Source organism: Devosia sp. ZB163 (assembly GCF_028613635.1).
Classification (GTDB): domain Bacteria; phylum Pseudomonadota; class Alphaproteobacteria; order Rhizobiales; family Devosiaceae; genus Devosia_A.
The window spans coordinates 474,745-497,013 of the sequence record NZ_JAQRMY010000004.1 but is presented as its reverse complement, the minus strand read 5'-3'; the positions used below and the strand labels follow the sequence as shown (position 1 = coordinate 497,013).

At 65.5% G+C, this 22,269-nt stretch carries 24 protein-coding genes; 9 read left to right on the top strand and 15 right to left on the bottom strand.

All coding sequences use genetic code 11. From position 1 onward, the window contains the following. Positions 1-28 precede the first annotated feature (28 nt). Entirely contained in the window at positions 29-805 is a 777-nt protein-coding gene (locus PRN20_RS20700) for an alpha/beta fold hydrolase (RefSeq protein WP_273959534.1), read from the top strand. On the opposite strand, the gene PRN20_RS20695 is transcribed toward PRN20_RS20700, so the two are convergent. The 8 genes from PRN20_RS20695 to PRN20_RS20660 form a co-directional block, all read right to left on the bottom strand. Then, a complete protein-coding gene (locus PRN20_RS20695; RefSeq protein ID WP_273959533.1) occupies positions 802-1,542 on the bottom strand; it encodes an SDR family oxidoreductase in 741 nt (246 codons plus the stop codon). The genes PRN20_RS20700 and PRN20_RS20695 overlap by 4 nt on opposite strands. A gap of 4 nt (positions 1,543-1,546) precedes the next feature. Further along, positions 1,547-3,001 carry an aldehyde dehydrogenase family protein gene (locus PRN20_RS20690; protein WP_273959532.1) on the bottom strand — a complete coding sequence of 485 codons (1,455 nt, stop codon included), beginning with the start codon at positions 2,999-3,001 and terminating at the stop codon, positions 1,547-1,549. Between the two features lie 30 nt (positions 3,002-3,031). Continuing rightward, complete coding sequence (locus tag PRN20_RS20685) at positions 3,032-4,651, bottom strand: ABC transporter ATP-binding protein (RefSeq protein WP_273959531.1); 1,620 nt, start codon at positions 4,649-4,651, stop codon at positions 3,032-3,034. Then, the gene (locus tag PRN20_RS20680) at positions 4,651-5,517 is read right to left on the bottom strand and encodes an ABC transporter permease (protein ID WP_273959530.1); all 867 of its coding nucleotides are present in this window, start codon (positions 5,515-5,517) and stop codon (positions 4,651-4,653) included. Before PRN20_RS20680 ends, PRN20_RS20685 begins: the two co-directional genes overlap by 1 nt. After that, on the bottom strand, positions 5,514-6,461 hold the full coding sequence (locus PRN20_RS20675; protein ID WP_273959529.1) for an ABC transporter permease: 948 nt from the start codon (positions 6,459-6,461) through the stop codon (positions 5,514-5,516). The genes PRN20_RS20680 and PRN20_RS20675 overlap by 4 nt, the downstream gene beginning before the upstream one ends. Positions 6,462-6,696: 235 nt before the next feature. Continuing rightward, the gene (locus PRN20_RS20670; protein ID WP_273959528.1) at positions 6,697-8,187 is read right to left on the bottom strand and encodes an ABC transporter substrate-binding protein; all 1,491 of its coding nucleotides are present in this window, start codon (positions 8,185-8,187) and stop codon (positions 6,697-6,699) included. Between the two features lie 141 nt (positions 8,188-8,328). Then, a complete protein-coding gene (locus PRN20_RS20665) occupies positions 8,329-9,645 on the bottom strand; it encodes an acetylornithine deacetylase/succinyl-diaminopimelate desuccinylase family protein (RefSeq protein ID WP_273959527.1) in 1,317 nt (438 codons plus the stop codon). A 53-nt stretch (positions 9,646-9,698) separates the two neighbouring features. Further along, complete coding sequence (locus PRN20_RS20660) at positions 9,699-10,076, bottom strand: VOC family protein (protein ID WP_273959526.1); 378 nt, start codon at positions 10,074-10,076, stop codon at positions 9,699-9,701. Between the two features lie 85 nt (positions 10,077-10,161). On the opposite strand from PRN20_RS20660, the gene PRN20_RS20655 reads away from it, so the two are divergent. After that, positions 10,162-10,797 carry a 5'-methylthioadenosine/S-adenosylhomocysteine nucleosidase gene (locus PRN20_RS20655; RefSeq protein ID WP_273959525.1) on the top strand — a complete coding sequence of 212 codons (636 nt, stop codon included), beginning with the start codon at positions 10,162-10,164 and terminating at the stop codon, positions 10,795-10,797. A 2-nt stretch (positions 10,798-10,799) separates the two neighbouring features. Here PRN20_RS20655 and PRN20_RS20650 read toward each other — a convergent pair whose 3' ends face one another. Next, positions 10,800-11,114, bottom strand: coding sequence for a hypothetical protein (locus tag PRN20_RS20650; protein WP_273959524.1), 315 nt, complete (start codon positions 11,112-11,114; stop codon positions 10,800-10,802). A gap of 242 nt (positions 11,115-11,356) precedes the next feature. Between PRN20_RS20650 and PRN20_RS20645 the strand changes: the two genes are divergently transcribed. From PRN20_RS20645 to PRN20_RS20635, 3 genes are all read left to right on the top strand, one after another. Further along, complete coding sequence (locus PRN20_RS20645; protein WP_273959523.1) at positions 11,357-12,166, top strand: DUF2189 domain-containing protein; 810 nt, start codon at positions 11,357-11,359, stop codon at positions 12,164-12,166. Positions 12,167-12,315: 149 nt separating this feature from the next. Next, positions 12,316-12,648, top strand: a complete 333-nt coding sequence (locus PRN20_RS20640) for a hypothetical protein (protein ID WP_273959522.1) — start codon at positions 12,316-12,318, stop codon at positions 12,646-12,648. 97 nt (positions 12,649-12,745) lie between these two features. Next, positions 12,746-13,240 (top strand): cell wall hydrolase, encoded by a 495-nt coding sequence (locus PRN20_RS20635; protein ID WP_273959521.1) that lies wholly within the window; start codon positions 12,746-12,748, stop codon positions 13,238-13,240. A gap of 69 nt (positions 13,241-13,309) precedes the next feature. Here PRN20_RS20635 and PRN20_RS20630 read toward each other — a convergent pair whose 3' ends face one another. Together PRN20_RS20630 and PRN20_RS20625 are read right to left on the bottom strand one after the other, a co-directional pair. Then, positions 13,310-13,972 (bottom strand): exopolysaccharide biosynthesis protein, encoded by a 663-nt coding sequence (locus tag PRN20_RS20630; RefSeq protein ID WP_273959520.1) that lies wholly within the window; start codon positions 13,970-13,972, stop codon positions 13,310-13,312. 50 nt (positions 13,973-14,022) lie between these two features. Next, positions 14,023-14,688: a DUF2076 domain-containing protein gene (locus tag PRN20_RS20625; protein WP_273959519.1), complete on the bottom strand. Its 666-nt coding sequence runs from the start codon at positions 14,686-14,688 to the stop codon at positions 14,023-14,025. Positions 14,689-14,864: 176 nt separating this feature from the next. On the opposite strand from PRN20_RS20625, the gene PRN20_RS20620 reads away from it, so the two are divergent. Further along, positions 14,865-15,521 carry a sulfite oxidase-like oxidoreductase gene (locus PRN20_RS20620; protein WP_273959518.1) on the top strand — a complete coding sequence of 219 codons (657 nt, stop codon included), beginning with the start codon at positions 14,865-14,867 and terminating at the stop codon, positions 15,519-15,521. 53 nt (positions 15,522-15,574) lie between these two features. Here the strand turns inward: PRN20_RS20620 and PRN20_RS20615 are convergent, their stop codons facing one another. Further along, entirely contained in the window at positions 15,575-16,075 is a 501-nt protein-coding gene (locus PRN20_RS20615) for a DUF1993 domain-containing protein (protein WP_273959517.1), read from the bottom strand. A gap of 34 nt (positions 16,076-16,109) precedes the next feature. Further along, complete coding sequence (locus PRN20_RS20610) at positions 16,110-16,640, bottom strand: hypothetical protein (protein WP_273959516.1); 531 nt, start codon at positions 16,638-16,640, stop codon at positions 16,110-16,112. Between the two features lie 109 nt (positions 16,641-16,749). Here PRN20_RS20610 and PRN20_RS20605 point away from each other — a divergent pair, with 109 nt between their 5' ends. The 3 genes from PRN20_RS20605 (at position 16,750) to PRN20_RS20595 (ending at position 19,571) form a co-directional block, all read left to right on the top strand. Next, positions 16,750-17,178, top strand: coding sequence for a DUF1801 domain-containing protein (locus PRN20_RS20605; RefSeq protein WP_273959515.1), 429 nt, complete (start codon positions 16,750-16,752; stop codon positions 17,176-17,178). A 117-nt stretch (positions 17,179-17,295) separates the two neighbouring features. Continuing rightward, entirely contained in the window at positions 17,296-17,778 is a 483-nt protein-coding gene (locus PRN20_RS20600) for a hypothetical protein (protein ID WP_273959514.1), read from the top strand. A gap of 317 nt (positions 17,779-18,095) precedes the next feature. Further along, entirely contained in the window at positions 18,096-19,571 is a 1,476-nt protein-coding gene (locus PRN20_RS20595; protein WP_273959513.1) for an AMP nucleosidase, read from the top strand. A gap of 39 nt (positions 19,572-19,610) precedes the next feature. Here PRN20_RS20595 and PRN20_RS20590 read toward each other — a convergent pair whose 3' ends face one another. Together PRN20_RS20590 and PRN20_RS20585 are read right to left on the bottom strand one after the other, a co-directional pair. Beyond that, on the bottom strand, positions 19,611-19,901 hold the full coding sequence (locus tag PRN20_RS20590; RefSeq protein WP_273959512.1) for a Dabb family protein: 291 nt from the start codon (positions 19,899-19,901) through the stop codon (positions 19,611-19,613). Beyond that, positions 19,898-22,195 (bottom strand): NADP-dependent malic enzyme, encoded by a 2,298-nt coding sequence (locus tag PRN20_RS20585; protein WP_273959511.1) that lies wholly within the window; start codon positions 22,193-22,195, stop codon positions 19,898-19,900. Before PRN20_RS20585 ends, PRN20_RS20590 begins: the two co-directional genes overlap by 4 nt. Positions 22,196-22,269 lie beyond the last annotated feature (74 nt).

Genomic DNA, 22,269 nt, shown 5'->3' with positions numbered 1-22,269 from the left:
ATCAGGCAATTGCTTTCAGGAAGTCGCCATGCCGCAGTTTGAGAACGGCGCTGCCAGCGTCTACTACGAAACCACCGGCTCCGGCCGTCCGCTGCTGCTGATCGCCGGCACCGCGACCGACAGCACTAGCTGGGGGGCTCTCCTGCCCCTCCTGCAGAGCCGCCAGTACATCCTCATCGACAACCGCGGCTCCGGGCAGACGCGCGTCGATGGGCCGATCGAGCTCGCGGAAATGGTCGATGATTGCGCCGCGCTGCTCGATCACCTCGGCCTGGAGCGCGTCGACGTGGTCGGCCACTCGCTCGGCGGCTTCCTGGGCCTGGCCCTCGCCGCAACCCACCCAAAGCGCGTGAACCGGCTCGTGACCCTGGGCGCAGGCACGATCAGCCCCAAGACCCGCGTGCTGTTCCGCGACATGTCGCGACTCTACTTCACCGTGCCGGCGACGGACTGGTTCCGACTGCTCTACCAGTGGCTGTTCTCGACGCCGTTCTTCGCCGACGAGGCGAATGTCGCCGCGGCGGCGGCCACGTCCGCGACATATGCCTACCGCCAGTCGCCGGGAGATTTCGCGCGGCAGGTGGCCGCTATCGATCGCGGCATGGCCGTCGATCTCTCGACCGTCGCCTGCGAAGTCCTGGCTCTCTCCGGCGACTTGGACCTGCTGGCGCCGCCGGGCGCGGTCGAGGAACTGCACAGCCACGTGCCGCGCTTCAGCCATGCGCCGATCGCCAACGCTGCCCACTCGCTTCACTGGGAGGCCCCGGCGGCGGTAGCACGTGAGATCAACGCGTTCCTGCGCTAGATCACCCGGCCGCCGTCGACCTCGAGCGCCACGCCCGTGATCATCGACGCCTCGTCCGAGCAGAGGAAGCACGCAGCATTGCCCATGTCCTCGGGCGTCGAGAAGCGCCCCAGCGGGATGGTCGAGAGGAACTTCGCCCGGATTTCCGGCGTGTCCTCGCCCATGAAGGTCTTCAGCAGCGGCGTCTCACCAGCCACCGGGTTGATGGCGTTGACGCGGATGCCTAGCGGCGCCAGTTCGACGGCCATCGACTTGGTCGCCGTGACCATCCAGCCCTTCGAAGCATTGTACCAGCTGAGCCGTGGCCGCGGGCTTACTGCAGCGGTCGAAGCCACGTTGAGGATCACCCCGGTCCTCCGGGCCTTGAAGTGTGGCACGAGGTGGCGGGCCGTCAGGTAGACCGACTTCATGTTCACGTTGAACACCCGGTCGAAATCCGCCTCGGAAATCTCGTCCAGCGCTGCCGGCTGGTGTGAAACGCCGGCATTGTTGACGAGGATATCCACCTTCCCGAACGCCATCAGCGCCGCTGCCGCCAACTGATTGACGCTCGCATCCTTGCTGACGTCGACATGCCCCGCCTTCTGGCCCAGCTCCCGCGCCAGCGCCTCGGCGCCCTCGAGGTTGATATCCGCAATCAGCACCCGCGCGCCCTCGGCCGCGAACTTGCGCGCGATGCCCGCGCCAAACCCCGATGCACCGCCCGTTACGATGGCGACCTTGCCTTCCAGTCTCATGAAATCACCCGTGCCATGCGGCCACTGTCTTCAACACCGAGAAGCCGTACAGCGCCTCGAAACCCTTCTCCCGGCCATGCCCGGACTTCCCAACCCCGCCGAACGGCAGCTCGACGCCGCCGCCGGCGCCATAATTGTTGAGGAATACCTGCCCGGCCTTGATGGCCTTGGCCATCCGCATCTGCCGCCCGCCATCGCGCGTCCACACGCCCGCGACAAGCCCGAAATCCGTGCCGTTGGCGATCGCCACCGCCTCCGCCTCGTCCTCGAACGGGATCACCACCTGTACCGGCCCAAAGATCTCGTCCTGCGCCAGCCGGTTGTCCGGCCGCACGTTCGCAACCAGCGTCGGCGCCTGATAGTGCCCGCCGCGCGGCGCATCCCCGACAATGATCCCCTGCCCGGCCACCTCGCCGCCGCCGAGATCCCCCAGGAACCCGCCGACTATCTCCTTCTGCCGTTCCGACACCAGCGGACCGAGATCGAGATCTGCCACCGCAGGTCCCACCCTCAGCGCCCGGTAGCGTGCCGCCATCCGGTCCAGCACCTCATCGTGGATCGAGCGGTGCACCAGGATGCGCGAGCTGGCCGAGCAGGTCTGGCCCGCATTCTGGATGCCCGCATTGATCAGGAACGGCAGTGCCCGATCGAAGTCGGCGTCCTCGAACACCACCTGCGGCGATTTCCCGCCCAGTTCCAGCGTCACCGGCACGACATTCTCGGCCGCCGCATGCTGGATCAGCTTGCCCACGCCCACCGACCCGGTGAACGAGATGTGGTTCACCCCCGGATGCGCCGTCAGCGCCGCGCCGGCTTCCTCGCCCAGCCCCGGCACCACGTTCAGCGCCCCGGCTGGCAGTCCGGCTTCCTCGGCGATCTTCGCGAAGGCGATCGCCGTCAGGCACGCCTCCTCCGCCGGCTTCAGCACCGCGGCGTTGCCCATCGCCAGCGCGCCCGTCACCGAGCGGCCGATGATCTGCATCGGGTAGTTCCAGGGGATAATGTGCGCCGTAACCCCGTGCGGCTCGCGCAGCGTGTAGACGGTGTACCCCTCGAGATACGGGATGGTCTCGCCATGGATCTTGTCGCAGGCCCCGCCATAGAACTCGAGATACCGCGCCAGCGCCACGGCATCGGCCCGCGCCTGCTTCAGCGGCTTGCCGACATCCATCGCCTCGATACGCGCGAGATCGTCGACCCGCTCGAGCACTGCGCGCCCGATTTTGCTGAGCAGCCGCCCCCGCTCCGCCGCCGGCATCCGGCCCCACTCACCCGCCAGCGCGGCTTTGGCCGCGCTTACCGCGGCGTCGACGTCCGCCGCCTTACCACGCGCGATCTGCCCGATGGTCTCGCCGGTCGAGGGGTTCTCGATCGGCAGGGAGTCGCCACCTTGCGGCGCCACCCAGCGACCGCCGATGAAGCACTTGGTCGGATCGAAAAAGAGGTTCAGCTCACTCATGGAAACACTCGGCAGATCTTTCGCAGCAGGCTATGCCCCCGCGGTCTCACGCTTGGCAAGCGCGCCTTCGAGGTCCGGCGTCGCGGCCAGCAATTCCTGCGTGTAGGGGTGCTTGGGCGCCCGGAACACCTCCTCGGTCGCCCCCTCCTCGACGATCTTGCCCGCCCGCATCACCAGCACGCGGTCGGTGATCGAGCGCACCACGGCGAGGTCGTGCGAGATGAACAGGTAACTCAGCTGCAACCGGTCGGAGAGATCGGCCAAGAGGTCCAGCACCTGCGCCCGCACCGACACATCCAGCGCCGACACGGCCTCATCGAGGATGATCAGGCTCGGCTCGATGATCAGCGCCCGCGCAATCGCAATGCGCTGCCGCTGCCCGCCCGAGAACTCGTGCACATACTTGCCGGCATCGGCCGCCGAGAGCCCGACCTCCTCCAGCGCCCTCGCCACCCGCTTCTCGCGCGCGACACCCGTCGGCGCACTCGAGCCCAACAGATGGAACGGCTCACTCACCAGCCGGTCGACCCTGTGCCGCGGATTGAACGAGCCGTAGGGGTCCTGGAACACCACCTGCAGGTGCCGCCGGGTCGCGAAGCTCGCACCCCGCTTGGGGTCGATCGGCTCGCCCGAAATCGCGATGCGACCGCCCTGGGTCGGCTCCAGCGCCATGATTGCCCGCGCCAGCGTGGACTTGCCGCAGCCGCTCTCGCCCACCAGCCCGACATTCTCGCCGCGCTCTATCCGAAGGCTCACCCCGTCGACCGCCCGCAGGACCTTGCGCTTCTCGAACAGGCCACGCTTCGGCAGCGGGTACTCCCGCACCACATCGTCCACCGCCAGCACCGGCGTTCCGCCCGTCACCGCCGGCGGTATTCGCGGCGGTACGTGCGAGGAAGCCTCGAACAAGGCCCTGGAATAGGGATGCTTGAGGTTACGGAACAGCTCGACCGTCGGCCCCGCCTCCACCACCTCCCCCTTGCGCATGATCGACACCTTGTCGGCGATCCCCGCAATCACGCCGAGGTCGTGGGTGATGAACATCATCCCCATCCCGTCCTCGTCGACCAGCCGCTGCAACAGCTTGAGGATCTGTGCCTGCGTCGTCACGTCGAGCGCCGTGGTCGGCTCATCGGCGATCAGCAACTTTGGCCGCATCGCAATCGCCATCGCGATCACCACGCGTTGCCGCTGCCCGCCACTCAGCTCGTGCGGATAGCGGTCGAGCGGGAACCGGTTCGCCGGCAGCTCGACGCGATCAAGCGTCTGCCGCGCGACCTTCAGCGCCTCGCTCCGGCTCATTCCGCCATGCACCATGGCCGTCTCGGCCACCTGGTCGCCAATGGTCTTGACCGGGTTCAGCGCCGTCATCGGCTCCTGGAACACCATGCCGGCCGTGCCGCCGCGGATCTTGCGCATCTCGGCATCGGGCAGGCCCAACACCTCGCGACCCTCGAGCTTCACCGATCCCTTCGCCACTGCACTCGGCGGCAGCAGCTGCATCACCGTCAGCGCGGTGATCGACTTGCCCGAGCCGCTCTCGCCGATGACGCCGACGATCTCGCCGCCGTCCACCGTAAGATCGATATCCCTCAGGATCTCGAACGGCCCGATATCGAGCGACAGGTCCTTGATCTCGAGCAGCGGCATCAGCGGCTCCGCCTCAGGCGCGGATCGAAGATGTCGCGCAGCCCGTCACCCATCAGGTTCACGCCCAGCACCATGAGGACGATCGTCAGTCCTGGCACCAGCGCGACATGCGGGGCGATGGCGATCATGGTTTGGCTGTCGGCCAGCATCTTGCCCCAGCTCGGCGTTGGCGGTTGTACGCCCAGCCCCACATAGGCCAGCGCCGCCTCGGCGAGGATGCCGAGCGCGAACTGGATCGTCGCCTGTACCACCAGCGTGTTGAGGATGTTGGGGAGAATGTGCTCCCACGAAATCCGCGCCGCGCCCTTGCCGGCGACACGCGCCGCCATGATGAACTCGCGGTTCCACAGGCTCAGCGCCCCCGCCCGCGCCAGCCGCGCGAACACCGGCATGTTGTAGAGCCCGACCGCGATGATCGCGTTGATCGCACCCGGGCCGAACACCGCCGTGATCAGGATGGCGATCAGCAGCGCCGGAAAGGCGAATACCAGGTCATTGGCGCGCATCAGCACGTCATCGAGCAGGGTGCCGCGGTTCGCCGCCGCCCAGAGCCCGATCGGCACACCAATCACCATCGCGACCGTCACCGCGACGAACGCTACCGCGATCGAGGTCCGCGCCCCCACCATGATCATCGAGAGGATGTCGCGCCCGAAATGGTCGGTGCCGAGCCAATGTGCCGCCGATGGCGGCTTGAGCTTGTTGGGGATGTTCTGCAGCGCCACGTCGTACGGCGTCCACACGAAAGAGATAAGCGCGGCGAGCACGAAGACCATCGTGATTGCCGCCCCGATCAGGAAGCTCGGCGAACGCAGCGCCGCCCGCACCGTGCTGTCCTTGCTGCCGGTCGCTACCGCCGCACTCATCGCGTCGCCCTCCTCAACCGGGGGTCGACCAGCGCATAGGTCACGTCGACGAGGAAGGTGACGAGGATCACCGCGAACACCAGCAGCATCACCACCGACTTCACGACGATCAGGTCGCGCGAGGTGATGCCCTGGAACACCAGCCGGCCGAGGCCGGGCAGGAAGAACACGTTCTCGATGATGATCGCGCCCGCGAGCAGGAACGAAAACTGCAGCCCGATGATGGTCAGCACCGGGATCAGCGCGTTGCGCAGCGCATGCCGCCACAGCGTCTGCCCCTGGCTCAGCCCCTTGGCCCGCGCCGAGCGGATGTAGTCCTCGCCCAGCGTATCGAGCAGCGAGCTCCGCATCACGCGCGCGAGGATCGAGGCCTGCGGCAGCGCCAGCGCGACCGCCGGCAGCGTCAGCGCCTTCAGCGCCAGCAGTGGATCCTGCCAGCCGGGAAAACCACCGGCGGAAAACCATCGGAGCGTGATCGAGAACAGCAGCACAAGCAGCATGGCAAACCAGAAGTTCGGCACCGCGAGGCCGACCTGTGTCGCTCCCATGATGCCGACATCGGTCGCCGAGTTACGCCTCACCGCGGCGAGGATGCCCACCGGGAAAGCGATCAGCGTCGATAGCGCCAACGCGTAGAGCGCCAGCGGCAGCGAAATCCAGATGCGGTCCGCAAACAGCCCCGCCACCGGCACCTTGTAGGTGTAGCTGATGCCGAAATCGCCGTGCAGCAACCCCAGCACCCAGCTGAAATACCGCTCCAGCAGCGGCCCATCGAGCCCCAGCGATTGCCTCAGCGTCGCCACCGCTTCCGGCGTCGCGTTCAGCCCCAGCATGAACTGAGCCGGATCCCCCGGCACCACCTCGAGCACGAGGAAGATGACGATCGAAGCAGCGATTAGGCTGAGAACGAGAGAGACGATGCGACCGAGGAGGAACGAGGGCATCAGCCAACCCTCTCCACGCTCAGGCGTATCCTTGCGTCCCTCATCACCGGGCTCGTCCCGGTGATCCAGCCACCCGCCGTCGGGCGGGTGAAACGAGCTTGTCCGCACCGCAGACGCGGAGCGGCTGGATTGCCGGGACGAGCCCGGCAATGAGGGGCAACTTGGACTGCAAAGGGGTGCAACCGGTCACGAGGATCAGGTATCGGGGCGGGCTTTCACCCCCGCCCCGAACAACTCACTCTTCCCAGGCCACGGCCGTGAGATCGGTCGCCTGCGTCGGCGCGTTCTCCCACAGGCCGGTCAGCTTGGCGTTCTCGACACCGACCTTGGCGAGCTCGAACAGGAAGCCCGCCGCGTAGTTGTCGGCAAGGTTCTTCTGCGCCGCCTTGAGCAGTTCGGAGCGCTTCGCCGGATCCGAGGTCACGGAGAGTTCGGCGATGATCTTGTCGAAGTCGGCGTTCTTGTACTGGAAGTAGTAGTCCGGCCGGGCAAAAATTCCGATGTCGTTCGGCTCGGTGTGCGAGATGATGGTGAGGTCGAAGTTCTTGTCGGTGAACACCTCGCTCAGCCACTGCGCCCACTCGAGGTTCGTCACCTCGGTCTTGATGCCGACGGCCGCGAGCTGGTTGGCGATGATCTCGCCGCCGCGACGGGCGTAGCCCTCGACCGGCGGGAGCTTCAGCGACAGGGTCAGGTCCGTGACACCCGCCTCGGCCAGCAGGGCCTTCGACTTCTCTGGGTCGTAGTTGGACTGTGCGGTCAGGTCGACATAGTCCGGGTTGGCCGGCGACAGGAACGTGCCGATCGGCGTGCCATAGCCGAACATGGCGCCGTCGATGATCGCCTGCCGGTCGATGGCATGGGCGATGGCCTCGCGCACCTTCACGTTGTCGAGCGGCGCCTTGCCATTGTTCATGGCGAGGATGGTTTCGCCCTCGGTGGCGCCGATCACCACGCGGAAGCGCGGATCGTTCTGGAACTGGGCCACGGTTTCGGGCGCCGGGAAGTTCGGGAACGCGTCGACGTCACCCGCCTGCAGCGCCGCGAAGGCAGCGGTCGGGTCCGGGATGAAGCGGAAGGTCGCACCCTCGAGCTTCACCGGCGTGCCCCAGTAGGCGCCGTACTTGCTCAGCGTGATGCTGTCGCCTTCGACGCGGCTGGCGAAACTGAACGGCCCGGTGCCGATGGGGTTGGTCTTGTTGTTCTCGGCGCTCTCCGGCGCCACGATCACCGCGTCGCCCCAGGCGAGGTTGTAGATCAGATTGCCGTCCGGCTGCTTGAGCGTGATCTTGACCGTGGCCGGGTCGACGACCTCCACCGACGCGATCGAGGTGTAGAGCGCCTTCTGCGCGTTCAGCGAATCCTCGGCATTGATGCGGTCGAGCGAGAACTTCACGTCCTCGGCGTCGAAAGCCGAACCATCGTGAAAGGTGACGCCTTCGTTGAGGTGGAAGGTGTAGGTCAGGCCGTCTTCGGAGATGTCCCACGACTTGGCGAGGCCCGGCACGATCGAGCCGTCAGCCGCAAACTTGGTGAGACCCTCGAACACGTTGGAATACAGGACCTCGTCCACCGCCGCCGCTGCTTCGGCGGTCGGGTCGAGGCTCGGCGGCTCGAGCACGAGGCCGATCTTCACGTCGGTCCGCGCCTGGGCCAAAGCCGGAGTCACAGCGGTGGTCATTGCCAGGGCGCCGGCGAGAGCCAGCACGGCCAGTGATGTGCGCATGATTATCCCTTCTGTTTCAGGCCGCTTTACCCCGGCGGCCTTGGGCTGATCCTAGGATGCTTCCGTCGTGAGGTGAACCGGTTGCGAGACCGGAAAATCGCCACCTCTGGTCGCAGTGAGAAACTCTGTTCCACGCCGCGCTCAACTCGCGCGATGCGGGCCCAGCAGGTCGAGCAGCGCCAGCGCCATCACCTTGGCCGAATCCAGCATGTCGTCGACGCCGACCCACTCGTCCGGCTGGTGGGCGAGGTCGAGGATGCCCGGCCCGTAGGCAATGCAGTTCTTCAGCCGCCCGATCCGGTCGATGTGCTTCTGGTCGTATGTCCCGGGCGAGACGACATACTCCGGCGAAACGCCCATCACGTCGCCGATCGCCTTGGCCACCGAGCGCACCACCGGTGCCTCGCGGTCGGTCATGGTGGGCGAAATCGTCCACAGGTCGCGGATTTCGTAGCTGAAGCCCTGCCGCTCGGACTTCAGCCGCTCCAGCAGGTCCACCACCTCCTGTCGCACCGCTGCCGGGCTCTCCTCGATGAGATAGCGCCGGTCGATCACGATCCGCGCCGAATGCGCCACCACCGGCGCAGGAAAGCCGGTGAACCCACCCTCGGGCTCCGCCTGCCCGCCATGCATGGAATTGATGTTCATGGTCGATTGCCGCGCCCCCGGCGGCACCACCGGCATCGCCGTCCGCTTCTCGCTCAGCGCCGGATAGAGCACGTCCTCGAACTCGCGCAGCACCGCCGCCATATGGCGGATGGCGCTGTCGCCGAGGAATGGCATCGAGCCATGGGCAATCCGCCCATAGGTCTCGATCTCCGCCCACCACACGCCGCGATGGCCGAGGCAGATGCGGTCCTTGTTGAGCGGTTCGGGGATGATCACGTGCTGCACGCGCTCGGGCGAGAAGTAGCCCTTCTCGGCGAGATAGGCGACGCCGCCGAATCCCCCCGTCTCCTCATCGGCGGTGCCGGAGATCTCGATCGCCCCCGCATAGTCCGGCACGACGTCCGCGAACGCCTCTGCCGCGATTATCGAAGCAGCCAGCCCGCCCTTCATGTCGCAAGTGCCGCGCCCGTAGATCTTGCCGTCCTTGAGCTCCCCACCGAACGGATCGAACGTCCAGCCCCGGCCGATCTCGACCACGTCATGGTGCGAGTTGAAATGCACCGTCTCGCCCGGTAGCCGCCCCTCACGGCGCGCGACGACGTTCCACCGCGGGTACTTCTCACTGTCGCCTGGTTTCCCCTCGCCGCGCACGAGCTCAACGGCGTAGCCGCGTTTGCTCAAGCGGTTCCTGAGGTACTCGCAGATCTCGAGATAGTTCTCGCCCGGCGGATTGACCGTCGGAATGCGGATCAGGTCCTGCGTCAGTGCGATGAGGTCGTCACGCCGGGCATCGATCTCGGCGGTAAGGCGCGGCTTCACGTCAGCCGCAGCGGAAGCAACAGAGGTCATGGCGCGGCAGACTGTTGGCCGCCGCGCGCCCTGTCAATGCGCCATCCGCGATTTCAGTTCGGCTCGTCGCCGATGGCGAGGATGTTTCCCTCTGAGTCCTTGAACCACGCGCCGTGGTATGGTCCCATCGTGGCCATGCCATTGTCGGTCTTGAGGCCGGGCATGTCGTAGTCCTCGAACTTGACCCCGCGATCGCGCAACATCTTCATGTCGCCCGCCATATCGTCGGACGCAAAGAACATCGCGGTATTCTGCGCACTGCCGGCATACTCGGACTCGTACAACTGGAAAGCCGTGCCTCCAGCGAGGCGGTAGATCGTTCCGGTCGGGTGCTCCTCGGCAGGGTCGAGGCCCAGCTTGTCATGGTACCAGGCCTTGGCTCTGGCCAGATTTGCGACTGGGAGCGTGGGATAGGCACGATGGTCAGCCATCAGCATTTGGCTACCTCCCTTGCAAAAGCCCTCGCCTCAAGCTTACGCCTCTGCGCCAGCCCGTCAAAGCCGTAGAGGACCCTGCATGCCCTTCGCCACCCGCAAGCCTGGTTCCGCCGACATCCTCTACGTCATGGCGCTCGACAACGAGTACGGGCCGCACCTCCGGTCGCGCATCACCCCGGTGATGACCGGCGTCGGCCCGGTCGAGGCTGCCATCGTCGTCACGCACGCACTGAGCAAGCTGGAACAGTCGGGCAAGCTGCCTGCCCTCGTCGTCTCCCTCGGCTCCGCCGGCTCAGCGAAGCTCGAGCAGACCGGAGTCTACCAGGCGACGTCGGTTGGTTACCGCGACATGGATGCCTCGACCCTCGGCTTTGAGCCCGGCGTAACGCCGCTTCTGGATCAGCCCGCCATCATCCCGCTGGGCCCGTTCGTTCCGGGCATCGCGGGAGCCACCCTCTCCACCGGCGCCAATGTCGTCTCCGGCGCCGCCTACGACAGAATCGACGCGGACATGGTGGATATGGAGACCTACGCGGTCCTCCGCGCCTGCCAGCGCTTCAACGTCCCGCTGATCGCCCTGCGCGGCATATCCGACGGCGACGAGGAACTGGGTCATCTCGATGACTGGAAGCGCTACCTGCACATCATCGACGAAAAGCTGGCCCACGCCGTGGACCTGCTCGAAGCCGCCATCGCGAACGGCACGCTCGAATAGGGTCAGCCGCCCTTCTTGGCCCTGCGCGCCCGCTGCCAGTTGATCCACTTGCGCTCCGCCCAGAAGCTGATGCGATTGATCGGCCCCTGCAGGAACGGCAGGTCGATCGCGATGAGGAAGAGCCCGAGCGGCAGCATCCAGACGCCGAGCACCGGCAGGAAGCTGAACACGCCACCGAGGATCAGCAGTATCCCGAGTGGAATTCGGACGAGGCGTGCCGCGGGGCGCCGGATCCACGACAGGAAGCCGGACGTCGCCGGAACGGCCTTGCCGATCCGGTCGAACTGGCGGTGAAGGCGTGCCTCGTGCTTGCTCATCGTCTCTCCCTTTTTGACGGTATCCCTGCATTTGGGGGCGCAAGCCGCCCTGTCAACCCTGCGGCGCCGTGCAGCACCCCTTGAAAATCGCAGGCTGGGTACCGTTACGGCGCCGTTCGGCTGGCCCTTCGACATCGCCCAAGAAGCGCGCTACAGTGACACTACGACGCAGAGGCGGTTACCGCCCGGCGTTCTTGAGCGCCCGCGGCGACTTCCGCCTCCCCGATCGGAAGGAGGATGGAATGACTGGTTTCCACGTGCTTACGAATGCGGGCGAGCGCCTCGACATTCCTCAGGTCCGCTCGATCGGTCCTGCAGACCTGATCGAAGCGCTCAAGCTCGGTTGGCGAGATTTCTGGGAGAAGCCCTCCCACCTCGCGTTCCTAGGACTGATTTACCCGCTTTGCGGCGCAATCCTCGCCGTCTGGTCGTCGGGCAACAACTCCTGGCCCCTGCTCTTCCCGCTCATCTCGGGCTTCGCCCTGGTCGGGCCCTTCGTCGCCCTGCCCATCTACGAGATGAGTCGGCGCGAGGAACTCGGCCTCGATACCCACTGGAGCGCGGCCTTCGACGTGTTCCGCACCCCCGCCTTCGCCTCCATCGCCGCGCTGGGCGTGATGATGCTCATCACCTTCACCGTCTGGCTGATGGCAGCGCAGTTCATCTACGAGCAGCACTTCGGCCCGGGCTCACCCCCGACATTCGCGGCCCTCGTCTCCGAGGTCCTCAACTCGCCGCAGGGCCTGTCCCTGATGATCTGGGGCAACCTGATCGGCTTCCTGTTCGCTGCAGGCGTCCTGGCCAGCATGGTCGTTTCCATCCCGCTCCTGCTGGATCGCGACGTCGGAGCCGCCGTAGCGGTGATGACCTCGCTGCGCGTTACGCTCAAGAACCCGGTCACGATCGCCCTGTGGGGCGTGATCGTCGCCGCACTGCTCGTCATCGGCGCCATCCCGCTGCTGGTAGGACTTGCTATCGTCGTACCGGTTCTTGGTCATGCGACCTGGCACCTCTACCGTAAGGCAGTCGTGCCACCCGGAGAGGCGCATTAACGACTCGTTAATTCGCTCGGCTCAATCTGAGCGGGCTTAAGTAGAGGGCAGGACAATGCCACCGCAGGTGGCCCTGCCCTCGCCCAGTTTCTGGAACCCGGAAATCCTTGGCTGCGTTAGCTCCCCGACCTCTTCAAGGAGCTCCCGTAATGGCCCATTCCAGTGGTTTCGATCTCTCGCATTTCACCGACGGTGCGCAGCAGCGCTTTGGTCGCCAGTTCGCCCACCTTGCCCGCGACGCACGTAACCTGTCCGACACCCTGTCGCACTACACCAACAATTCCCACCACGGCTTGGGCGGCATCGCCCACGATCTTGCCGATGGTGCGAGGCACCAGGGTGCCGTGGCCGCACACGTCCTCGGCAAGCAGGCCTACAAGGCCGGCACGGCCATCCGGCGTGATCCGATCCCAACCATCGTGGCCGTTGCCGGGCTCGCCTGCCTGGTCAGCCTGATGATGTCCTCGAACTCTCGTCGCTGACATCCTCAACGACCTCTTAACTCCAGTGCGTGCATTCTAGGGAGGGCGGGCGGCGTCAGCCCGGCTCCTTAGTTGTACTCGCGTTCTGGAGTCATCGTTGGCAGGGTCCCTGAAGCTGCTGTTCGCGGCGCCGTTGCTGTTGAGTCTCGCCGGCTGCGCCACCTTCTCCCCATTTGGCCTCTCCTCGCGCGATTGCCTCGCGCGGGCCATGTACTTCGAGTCCAACCGCTCGAGCGAAGACGGCATGCTTGCAGTCGGCACGGTGGTGATGAACCGCGTGGCTGACAGGAAGTACCCGCAGTCCGTCTGCGGCGTCGTCGGACAGAAGAACCAGTTTGCCCCGGGCGTTCTGTCCAAGCCCATGAAGGAAAAGCGCTCGGCTGCCCTCGCCTACAGCGTCGCGGACCGCATACTGCGCGGCGAACGGCACCAGACGCTCACCACCGATGTGAAGCACTTCCACACCGCCGGATACCGCTACCCGTACACCAATATGTTCTATGTGCTCGAAGCGGGCGGGAACAACTTCTACGAGAAGCGCAAGTCCGGGACCTTCACCAACGACCCGTTCACGGCCCTCGCCTACTGGTAGCCGCTAAACGTCAGGCTTCTGCCTGGGGACCGGCTCCTGTCGCCGGTCTTGTCCCTGCAACCCAGCCCGCTAGAACGAGAACCCGAACCAGTTCGTGATCACGAACAGCGCGCCGAACACGATCGCCCACAGCACGCCCCAGACGATCATGACCGACGCGACGGCTGCTCCCAGCCCGATCAGGATCCACACCCCGTCACGCTCCAGAATCCCGAGTGCGAGGATGCAGAGCACGAGCGACGGCAGCATGTTGCCGAGCGGAATCGGCAGGAACAGGATGATCGCCATGATCAGGCTCACCAGCCCGACCAGATAGACCGCCGGCCGGTGGGCCATGAAGGTCAGCCGCGGCCGCATGATGCCCTCGGCCTTCTCCAGCCACGGCGCCACCGTCGTCACGACGCGATGGAAATCCACCCGGCTCAGCGAACGGTCGGTAATCACCTTGGGCAGCCAGGGCTTCATCCCGAGCATCAGCTGGAGGGTGAGGAACAGAAGCGGCGCCCCAACGATGGTCGAGAGGCCCGGGGGCATGGGCAAAGCCGTCGGCACCGCGAAAATGAAGATCAGTGCCCCGAGCGCCCGGCGACGCAGAGCCTCAAGCAGATCCCCAATCGAGATGCGCTCCTTCTCTTCGGCGGCTGCAATGGCCGTCAAGATAGCCGAGAGCCTGTCGGCGCCCTCGGCCTGATCTACATGGGAGAGGTCTATCTCGATATCGTTTTGTGTCATCGGAACCGATCATGCAGCGATTCAGATGACCGGCAAGTGAATAACGGCGGCTAGAAGTCGCCGCCGATGTCAAATCCACCGTCACCGCCGCCGAAATCGCCCCAGTCGCCTCCGTCATTGCCAGAATCCTGGTCGTTTTCCGCCTGGTCCTGGTCGTTGACATTGTCGTTACCTTGGTCCTGCGGCTGGTCGTTGGCACCTGCTTCCGACGCATTTGCACCCCCAGCTCCAAGCAGGGAGCCAATGGCGCTGCCGAGCAGAACGCCGCCAGCGACGCCCAGAGCAGTCTGCATCGCACCGGCAAGGAATCCGCCGCCGCCGCCCTGCTGGCCACGCTGAGGGCTTCCGTCGCCGGCATCGCTCGGCCGGTCCCATGGGCTGCGCTGGCGCTGCGCCTGCTGGCCACGATCGCCAAACTGGCCATAGCGGTCCTGGCGCTCGCGTCCGCCGCGAAAGACGTCTTCGAACATGCCGCCGCCACGTCCCCGCTCCTGCCCCTGCCGCTCGAGTTCCTCGATACGGCGCTCCGCCACCTCCAGTGCATGCTGCTGCACGAGGATGGTCTGGGCCATGTAATATGGGGCGCCCGGCTGCCGCGCGATCTCACGCTCGATCAGTTCCTGCGCCTCTGGATCACGCTCCGGGGCCCGGCGCTCTGCGGCGCTCAAGCGGTCGAACAGGCCTTCGATGGCGCGGCGATCTTCCGGGTTCAGCATTTCGGTTCTCCCAATGTTGAACGTCGAGCATTCACTTGGGGACCAACGCCGGCACCGACAATGGGTTCGCCCGGCAAAATCGGACATGCACCCGACGCACACGAAATCAGCGCCATCGTGCATTGACTTGGCGGCCCGCACGCGGAACCCTTCGCCAATCAGGCAACGAGGTCATCATGTCCGACGACGATCTCCCCGAAGACAGCAAGCTGACGAGAACAAAATCCCGCTGGGCCGAACTCGGCAAGTTCCTCACCGGCCACCAGTCGCGGCCCGAGGATGCGCGCTTGCCCCCCGGCCAGCATCTGGTCAAGAACTGGCCCGTCCTCGATCTCGGGCATACGCCGAACGTACCCACTGAGGCCTGGCGGCTCGATATCGCCGGCGAGGTGGAGCACCCGCAGAGCTGGAGCTTCGCCGACCTGATGGCCCATCCGCAGCTCGACAAGGTCAGCGACATCCACTGCGTCACCAGTTGGTCGCGCTACGACAACCACTGGAAGGGCGTCTCGACCCAGCACCTGATGGAGGTGGCCGGCGTGAAGCCCAGCGCTCGCTTCGTGCTTCTTTCCTCGAACGACGGCTACACCACCAACATGGCCATCGAGGACTTCGCATCCTCCGAGGCGCTCATCGCCCACAGCTGGGAGAACGAGCCGCTCACCCGCGATCATGGGGGCCCGGTGCGCCTCGTCGTCCCGCATCTGTACTTCTGGAAGAGCCCCAAGTGGCTGCGCGGCATCGAGTTCGCCGAGCGCGACCACCGCGGCTTCTGGGAAGTCCGCGGCTACCACAACCACGCCGATCCCTGGAAGGAAGAGCGCTACAGCTGAGGGCAGCCCCACGGGGCCGCCTGCCGGATTCTCAGTCGGATATCCTTCCGGCCTCAGCCCGTGAAGTCGCGCTTCCCGACCGGCACGCCGTTGTGCCGGAGGATCGCGTAGGCCGTGGTGAGATGGAAGAAGATCTGCGGCACGGCGTTGAGGGTGATGTGCTCGACTGCCGGCACCTGCTTGTCCTCACCGCGCACCTTCAGGGTCAACACCTTGTTCTCGGTGCCGGCCAGGTCTGCCTCGGAGAAGCCCGATACGAAGTCGAGCCCCTTCTTCACCCGTGCGCGGAGGTCGGCGAGCGTCACCTCCTTGTCTTCCCAGCTCGGGGCTTCGCGGCCGGTCAGGCGCGAAAGGGCAAACTTCATGCGGTCCGTGGTCGATTGCACCTGGAACGTCAGCGGCAGCATATCCGGGGCCAGTCGCGAGGCGCCCAGCACCTCCGGCTTGATCTTGCGCTCGGCGGCATTCGCTTCGGCCTGGGCCAGGATGGCATCCAGGTTGTTGAGATAGCGCGTGAACACCGGAACGGTGATCGCGTACATCGAAATCGACATAAGTATCCTCGGGTTGATCGACGTCAGGAAGGTATCACCAGCTGTGATCCACGCTGCGTTCGCGTGCCACGGGCTGGGCAATGGAGGGCCAGTAGTAGTCCTCGGGAAGGACGACGGTGAAGTCGTATGTGGTCAACACTTCGCCGTCCACGGCGACTTCGATCGAGTGCGCTCCGACAGGGTCGCCGGGGGCCACGCACCACAGGTGGCTGAACCAGCCCTCCTCGTCGATCTCCGGCACGAAGGTGCGCACCGCCACCTTGCCGTCGGCCGAGATATCGATCCCGTCGTCGGGGTCGGTGGCAAGCGTGCCCCAATCGTCGAGCGCCACGGGCAGCGTCAGTTTCTCGGTCGCTGTCTTGGGCGCATCGCCTTCGGCCAGCCGGATATACCAGTTGTAGCAGGCATTGTCGGGCAGGAGCGGAACGACGGTGTCGTTGAGCGTCTCGTCGTTGCCGGCATAGTGGAACGTCACCTGAAACACGGAATCGACCAGCTCCGACGCCTGAGCCGTCGCCGTGCCGAAGCCCGCCAAAGCCACCAGTCCGAGAACGCCGACCCGCATTGTCCCCTCACCCTTGTCGCGGCCGAACTTATCTCCCCAGGCCACTCACCGGAAGTGGATTTGACGCTCACCCGCTTCTGGTGCTTCGCTAGTTCGAAGGAGAACGGCTATGCCCGAGCAGAAGACCAGGCCGGGTGGCGATGTCGGGGAGTTCCTCGCCTCCATCGAGGGCGAGCAGAAGCGCGCCGATGCAGCTCGCCTGGTGGCGATGATGCACCGCGTCACCGGTGAACCGCCCATGCTCTGGGGTGGCTCGATGGTCGGCTTCGGCAACTACCACTACATCTACGACTCGGGGCATGAGGGCGACAGCTTCCTCGTGGGTTTCGCTCCACGAAAGGCCGAGTTCAGCATCTACCTGATGGGCATCTACTTCCCCGACAGCATCGACGCCGCCCGCCTCCTCCTCGAGCATCTCGGCAAGCACCGCATGGGCAAGGCATGCCTCTATGTGAAGAAACTCGCCGATATCGACGAGAAGGTCCTCATGCAGCTCATCGAGCTCTCGGTTCAGAAGCTCCGCGAGCATTATCGCTGAACGCTGGCAATACCTGGCTAAGCTTGTTCCCGTTGGTCATATTCTTACCAGTATCAACGTGTTAGCGTCATCTTGCGGACGCTGCCGTTCCCAGGCGGCGCATTGGAGGGAAGCCAAATGAGCGCCATTCGCCACCTCGCCGGCCTCGCTGCCGGCCTCTTCGCCGTTCTCGCCTTGCTCGCCCCCGTCTACGCCCAGGACATGAGCACCCGCGTCATCGTCCCCGATGCACCGGGCGGCGCCCTGTTCAGCGGCTGCTACCGCGTTCAGCAGCGCCTCTATGGCCCCTATCGCATGGATTTCTGCCTCGAGCAGCGCGGCACCTACACGGTGCGCGGCGGCGGCGTCCGCTGCGACGGCCGCCTCACCTGGTCGGCCCGTGGCCGCGACATCAACATCCAATTGCGCCGCACGCCCTGTGGCAACGGCGTAGCCTGGAGCGGCGACACCATGACCTGCCGCGGCGGCAACCTGCTGCCGGCCTTCCTCGCGCGCATCATCGTGCCGGATGTCCCGGTGCTGCAGACCCTGCGCTGCACCTACACGCCCTCCGTCAGGACCGAGAAGCCGGTCCAGATCACCGCCCGTCGCATCGACTGACGCTTCGCCTGTCCCTCAAAACAAAAGGGGCCACGAAACCATCTCTGGTCTCGCGGCCCCGAAGAGCGCCCACCGCACTGTTGAGGGCTTGGGGGCAGCGGCGGGCTACTCTTCGCGGTTCACCGGATGCATGGGTCGTTTGCAGTAATTCCAGCGAACTACCCATAAGATGGGACATCGAATGGGACAGAAACACCCCCCTCACCGGAACTTGAAGATCATGAACGGCCTGTAACATGCCCGGATTGCCCAACCCCTTCCAGTTCCCTAAGGATGGCCCGCAAAGCGGTCCCCGCCGCCTTGCCAACGAGACCCGCATGGACACGATTACTCCCCCGCCGCTGCCGCAGAAGGCCTTCACCGATCCCCATGCTGCCTGGGCCTATGTCGCCGAGATCTACCACCGCAATACCGGCTTCATCCGCGACCAGTTGCTCGCCCTGACCCGCGGCCAGGTGCCCAAGGGCCGGGTCCGCGCCTTCTATCCCGAAGTCCAGGTCACCTCGCGCAGCTACGGCAAGACCGACAGCACGCTGCCCTACGGCTACCTGCATACCCCGGGCATCTACCGCACCACCGTCACCGCGCCCGACCTGTTCAAGTCCTACCTGATCGAACAGTTCGATGTGATCCTGCGCAACCATGGCGGCGCCATCGAGGTCGGGGAGTCGTCCACCCGCATCCCCCTCCACTTCGCCATTCCGTCGACCGAGCGCATCGACGGCGAGGCCCTCAACGCCCTCCCCATCCCGCTGCGCGACCTGTTCGACGTGCCGGACCTGCAGGACACCGACGACGAGATCGCCAACGGCACCTTCGTCCCCCCGCCCGGTGGCCCCTACCCGCTCGCCCACTTCACCGCGCCGCGCGTCGACTACTCGCTGCAGCGCCTCGCCCACTACACCGGCACCGGACCCGACCACTTCCAGAACTTCGTGATCTTCACGAACTACGCCTTCTACATGGATGAGTTCGCTCGGGTCGCCGAGACGTACATGGCCGAGGGCCATCCCGAGTACGACAGCTTCATCGAGCCCGGCGGCTTCACCACCACCAACAGCCGGCTTGGCGGCGGCACGTCAGGCATCCGCGCCACGCGCATCCCGCAGATGCCGGCACTGCACCTCACCATGCCGCGCAACCGTGGCATCACCATCGTCAACATCGGCGTCGGCCCCTCGAACGCCAAGACGATCACCGACCACATCGCGGTGCTGCGCCCGCATGCCTGGATCATGCTCGGCCACTGCGCCGGCCTCCGCAACTCGCAGGAGCTTGGTGACTACGTCCTCGCCCATGCCTACCTGCGCGAAGATCACGTGCTCGACGCCGACCTGCCCGTCACTGTCCCCATCCCGGCGCTCGCAGAGGTTCAGGTCGCGCTCGAGCAGGCCGTGGCGCAGGTCACCCACCTCGAGGGCATCGAGACCAAGCGCATCATGCGCACCGGCACGGTCGCCACCTTCGACAACCGCAACTGGGAACTGCGCGACCAGGCCGAGATCAGCCGCCAGCTCTCGCAGTCACGCGCCGTTGCCCTCGACATGGAATCGGCCACCATCGCCGCCAACGGCTTCCGCTTCCGCGTCCCCTACGGCACCCTGCTCTGCGTCTCGGACAAGCCCCTCCACGGCGAGCTCAAGCTCCCCGGCATGGCCTCCGACTTCTACCGCACCCAGGTCGCCCGCCACTTCCAGATCGGCTTGCGCGCAATGGAGATATTGCGAGATCAACCCCCGGAGCGCCTGCACTCGCGCAAGCTCCGCAGCTTTGCGGAAACGGCGTTCCAGTAGCCCGCCGGCATCAGGGACGGGGCGTGAAGCGCATGCCCCTCACACCGGCTCGTAGTCGATCTCCAAAAACTTCTCCACCTCGCGCTCCCAGCGCTCCCTGACGAACTTCACGTGCTTCGGGTGCGCATTGTAGGCGTCGTAGGCAGCCTGGTCGGCAAACTCCATCGAGAAGCCGAACTCGTAGTCGTTCTTCTTCGAGGTCTGCCGTAGCTGTTCGAACTTCTCGACGCCCGGGATCTCGGTCAAGACCATGGCGTCGCGCAGGAAGGCCTTCTCCTGCAACGACCCGCGTGCGTGCTTGAGATTGAAGACAACGGTGTGCCGGATCATCCGACTTTCTCCCCCAGAGCCACCGCTTCACTTGCGGCTATTGCCGTCATATTGACGATTCCGCGGCTGGTGGTCGAGGGGGCGAGGATGTGCGCTGGCGCACGCGGGCCCATGAGTATGGGGCCGACCGCGAGTGCGTTGTTCATCTCCTTGAGCAGCGTCATCGAGAGGTTGGCGCTATCGAGGTTGGGGAACAGCAGCAGGTTCGCCTCGCCCTTGAGCACCGAATCCGGGACGTAGCGGCTGCGGAGGTCCTCGTTCAGCGCCACGTCGCCCTGCATCTCGCCCTCGAGGATCATGTCGGGGGCAACCGCCTTCAGCTTCTGATAGGCCTCGCGCATCTTGTAGGCGGTGTCGCCATCGCGCGAGCCGAAGTTCGAGTAGCTGAGCAGCGCGGCCCGTGCCTCGATGTTGAAGCGCTTGAGATGGTCGCGCGCCTGCAGCGCGATCGCGACCAGTTCATCGGACGTCGGGTCCATGTTGACGTACGTGTCGGCGAGGAAGAACGCCCCGCGCGGCATGATCAGCATGGAGAGCGCCGAGACGTCCTGCACGCCGTCCTGCAACCCGATGATCGAGCGGATGTCGCGGACGTGCTTGATGTAGCGCCCCTGGAAGCCGCACAGCATCGCGTCGGCCTCCCCGCGCTTCACCGCCAGCGCCGCGATCACCGTGGTGTTGGTGCGCACGATCGTCCGCGCGATGTCCGGCGTCACCCCATTTCGCCCCACCAGCGAGTGGAACAGCGCGACGTAGTCGCGATAGCGCGGATCGTCCTCGGGATTGATGAGCTCGAAGTCGCGACCCGGCTTGATGGTCAGCCCGAAGCGCTGCAACCGGCTCTCGATCACCTGCGGACGGCCGATCAGGATCGGCTGCGCCATCCGGTCCTCGATCAGCACCTGCGCCGCGCGCAGCACGCGCTCGTCTTCGCCGTCGGCGAAGGCCACGCGCTTCTGCTGGCCGATGACCCGGTCGATCACCGGCTTCATGACGAGGCCGGAGCGGAACACGAACCGGTTGAGGCTGTCCTGGTAGGCCTTGAAGTCCTCGATCGGGCGCTTGGCCACACCGCTGTCCATGGCCGCCTTGGCGACAGCCGGCGCGATGCGGAGGATCAGCCGCTGGTCGAACGGGTTGGGAATGATGTGCTCGGGTCCATACACCGCCGGCTGGCCCGACGGCGACACCTCGAGCCCCGGGTCATGCGCAAGCTTGGCGATCGCCTGTGCGGCCGCGAGCTTCATCTCCTCGTTGATCGTGGTCGCGCCCACATCGAGCGCGCCACGGAAGATGAAGGGAAAGCACAGCACGTTGTTGACCTGGTTCGGATAGTCCGAGCGGCCGGTGCAGACCATGGCATCGGGCCGGATCTCCTTGGCCAATTCGGGCATGATCTCCGGGTTGGGGTTTGCCAGCGCCAGGATCAGCGGATTGGGAGCCATCTTCTGCAGCATCTCGGGCTTCAGGGCCCCCGCCGCCGAAAGCCCGAGGAAGATGTCCGCCCCGTCGATCACTTCGGCAAGAGACGTGGCCTCGCTGTCGTGCCGGCAGAACTTGCCGCGCCATTTGTCGTTCACGTCATTGCGCCGGTAGGTCAGCAGCCCGTCCTTGTCCGCGACCCAGATATTCTCGAGTTGTGCGCCCAGCGCGAGCAGGATGTTCAGGCAGGCGATCGCCGCCGCCCCAGCCCCGGACGTGCAGATCTTCACGTCCTCGATCTTCTTGCCGCTCAGCTCCAGCCCGTTCAGCACCGCGGCGCCGACGATGATCGCCGTGCCGTGCTGGTCGTCATGAAACACCGGGATCTTCATGCGCTCGCGCAGCGCTTCCTCGATGGCGAAGCACTCGGGCGCCTTGATGTCCTCGAGGTTGATGCCGCCGAAGGTCGGCTCCAGCGGCCGCACAACTTCGATGAACTTCTGCGGATCGGTCTCGTCGATCTCGATGTCGAATACGTCGATACCGGCGAACTTCTTGAAGAGCACGGCCTTGCCCTCCATCACCGGCTTGGAGGCCAGCGCACCTATGTTGCCGAGGCCGAGAACAGCGGTGCCGTTCGAGATCACCGCCACGAGGTTGCCGCGCGACGTGTACTTGGTCACCGCCTCGGGATTTTCGGCGATTTCCTCGCAGGGCGCCGCCACGCCAGGGGAGTAGGCCAGCGACAGGTCGCGCTGGTTGCCCAGCGGCTTGGTCGCCTGGATCTCCAGCTTTCCGGGCTTGGGATACTGGTGAAAATGCAGCGCCGCCTCGCGCAGCGCCTTCCTCTGCTCAGACACATCTGACGACATAGTACCCCTCCCGAAACGCGGAGTGAGTGAGTGCCACTAATCTCGGGCGATGAAAAGTGGAACAGGAACCCAAT

Excerpts from the sequence above, each read along its gene's own strand:
- PRN20_RS20650 (WP_273959524.1), bottom strand. The coding sequence starts at position 11,114 with ATGAGCAAGCACGAGGCACGCCTTCACCGCCAGTTCGACCGGATCGGC.
- PRN20_RS20640 (WP_273959522.1), top strand. The coding sequence starts at position 12,316 with ATGGCCCATTCCAGTGGTTTCGATCTCTCGCATTTCACCGACGGTGCG.
- PRN20_RS20680 (WP_273959530.1), bottom strand. The coding sequence starts at position 5,517 with ATGAGTGCGGCGGTAGCGACCGGCAGCAAGGACAGCACGGTGCGGGCG.
- PRN20_RS20695 (WP_273959533.1), bottom strand. The coding sequence starts at position 1,542 with ATGAGACTGGAAGGCAAGGTCGCCATCGTAACGGGCGGTGCATCGGGG.
- PRN20_RS20685 (WP_273959531.1), bottom strand. The coding sequence starts at position 4,651 with ATGCCGCTGCTCGAGATCAAGGACCTGTCGCTCGATATCGGGCCGTTC.
- PRN20_RS20655 (WP_273959525.1), top strand. The coding sequence starts at position 10,162 with ATGCCCTTCGCCACCCGCAAGCCTGGTTCCGCCGACATCCTCTACGTC.
- PRN20_RS20615 (WP_273959517.1), bottom strand. The coding sequence starts at position 16,075 with ATGTCGATTTCGATGTACGCGATCACCGTTCCGGTGTTCACGCGCTAT.
- PRN20_RS20605 (WP_273959515.1), top strand. The coding sequence starts at position 16,750 with ATGCCCGAGCAGAAGACCAGGCCGGGTGGCGATGTCGGGGAGTTCCTC.
- PRN20_RS20675 (WP_273959529.1), bottom strand. The coding sequence starts at position 6,461 with ATGCCCTCGTTCCTCCTCGGTCGCATCGTCTCTCTCGTTCTCAGCCTA.
- PRN20_RS20665 (WP_273959527.1), bottom strand. The coding sequence starts at position 9,645 with ATGACCTCTGTTGCTTCCGCTGCGGCTGACGTGAAGCCGCGCCTTACC.
- PRN20_RS20600 (WP_273959514.1), top strand. The coding sequence starts at position 17,296 with ATGAGCGCCATTCGCCACCTCGCCGGCCTCGCTGCCGGCCTCTTCGCC.
- PRN20_RS20670 (WP_273959528.1), bottom strand. The coding sequence starts at position 8,187 with ATGCGCACATCACTGGCCGTGCTGGCTCTCGCCGGCGCCCTGGCAATG.
- PRN20_RS20590 (WP_273959512.1), bottom strand. The coding sequence starts at position 19,901 with ATGATCCGGCACACCGTTGTCTTCAATCTCAAGCACGCACGCGGGTCG.
- PRN20_RS20585 (WP_273959511.1), bottom strand. The coding sequence starts at position 22,195 with ATGTCGTCAGATGTGTCTGAGCAGAGGAAGGCGCTGCGCGAGGCGGCG.
- PRN20_RS20645 (WP_273959523.1), top strand. The coding sequence starts at position 11,357 with ATGACTGGTTTCCACGTGCTTACGAATGCGGGCGAGCGCCTCGACATT.
- PRN20_RS20660 (WP_273959526.1), bottom strand. The coding sequence starts at position 10,076 with ATGGCTGACCATCGTGCCTATCCCACGCTCCCAGTCGCAAATCTGGCC.
- PRN20_RS20630 (WP_273959520.1), bottom strand. The coding sequence starts at position 13,972 with ATGACACAAAACGATATCGAGATAGACCTCTCCCATGTAGATCAGGCC.
- PRN20_RS20700 (WP_273959534.1), top strand. The coding sequence starts at position 29 with ATGCCGCAGTTTGAGAACGGCGCTGCCAGCGTCTACTACGAAACCACC.
- PRN20_RS20625 (WP_273959519.1), bottom strand. The coding sequence starts at position 14,688 with ATGCTGAACCCGGAAGATCGCCGCGCCATCGAAGGCCTGTTCGACCGC.
- PRN20_RS20690 (WP_273959532.1), bottom strand. The coding sequence starts at position 3,001 with ATGAGTGAGCTGAACCTCTTTTTCGATCCGACCAAGTGCTTCATCGGC.
- PRN20_RS20595 (WP_273959513.1), top strand. The coding sequence starts at position 18,096 with ATGGACACGATTACTCCCCCGCCGCTGCCGCAGAAGGCCTTCACCGAT.
- PRN20_RS20620 (WP_273959518.1), top strand. The coding sequence starts at position 14,865 with ATGTCCGACGACGATCTCCCCGAAGACAGCAAGCTGACGAGAACAAAA.
- PRN20_RS20610 (WP_273959516.1), bottom strand. The coding sequence starts at position 16,640 with ATGCGGGTCGGCGTTCTCGGACTGGTGGCTTTGGCGGGCTTCGGCACG.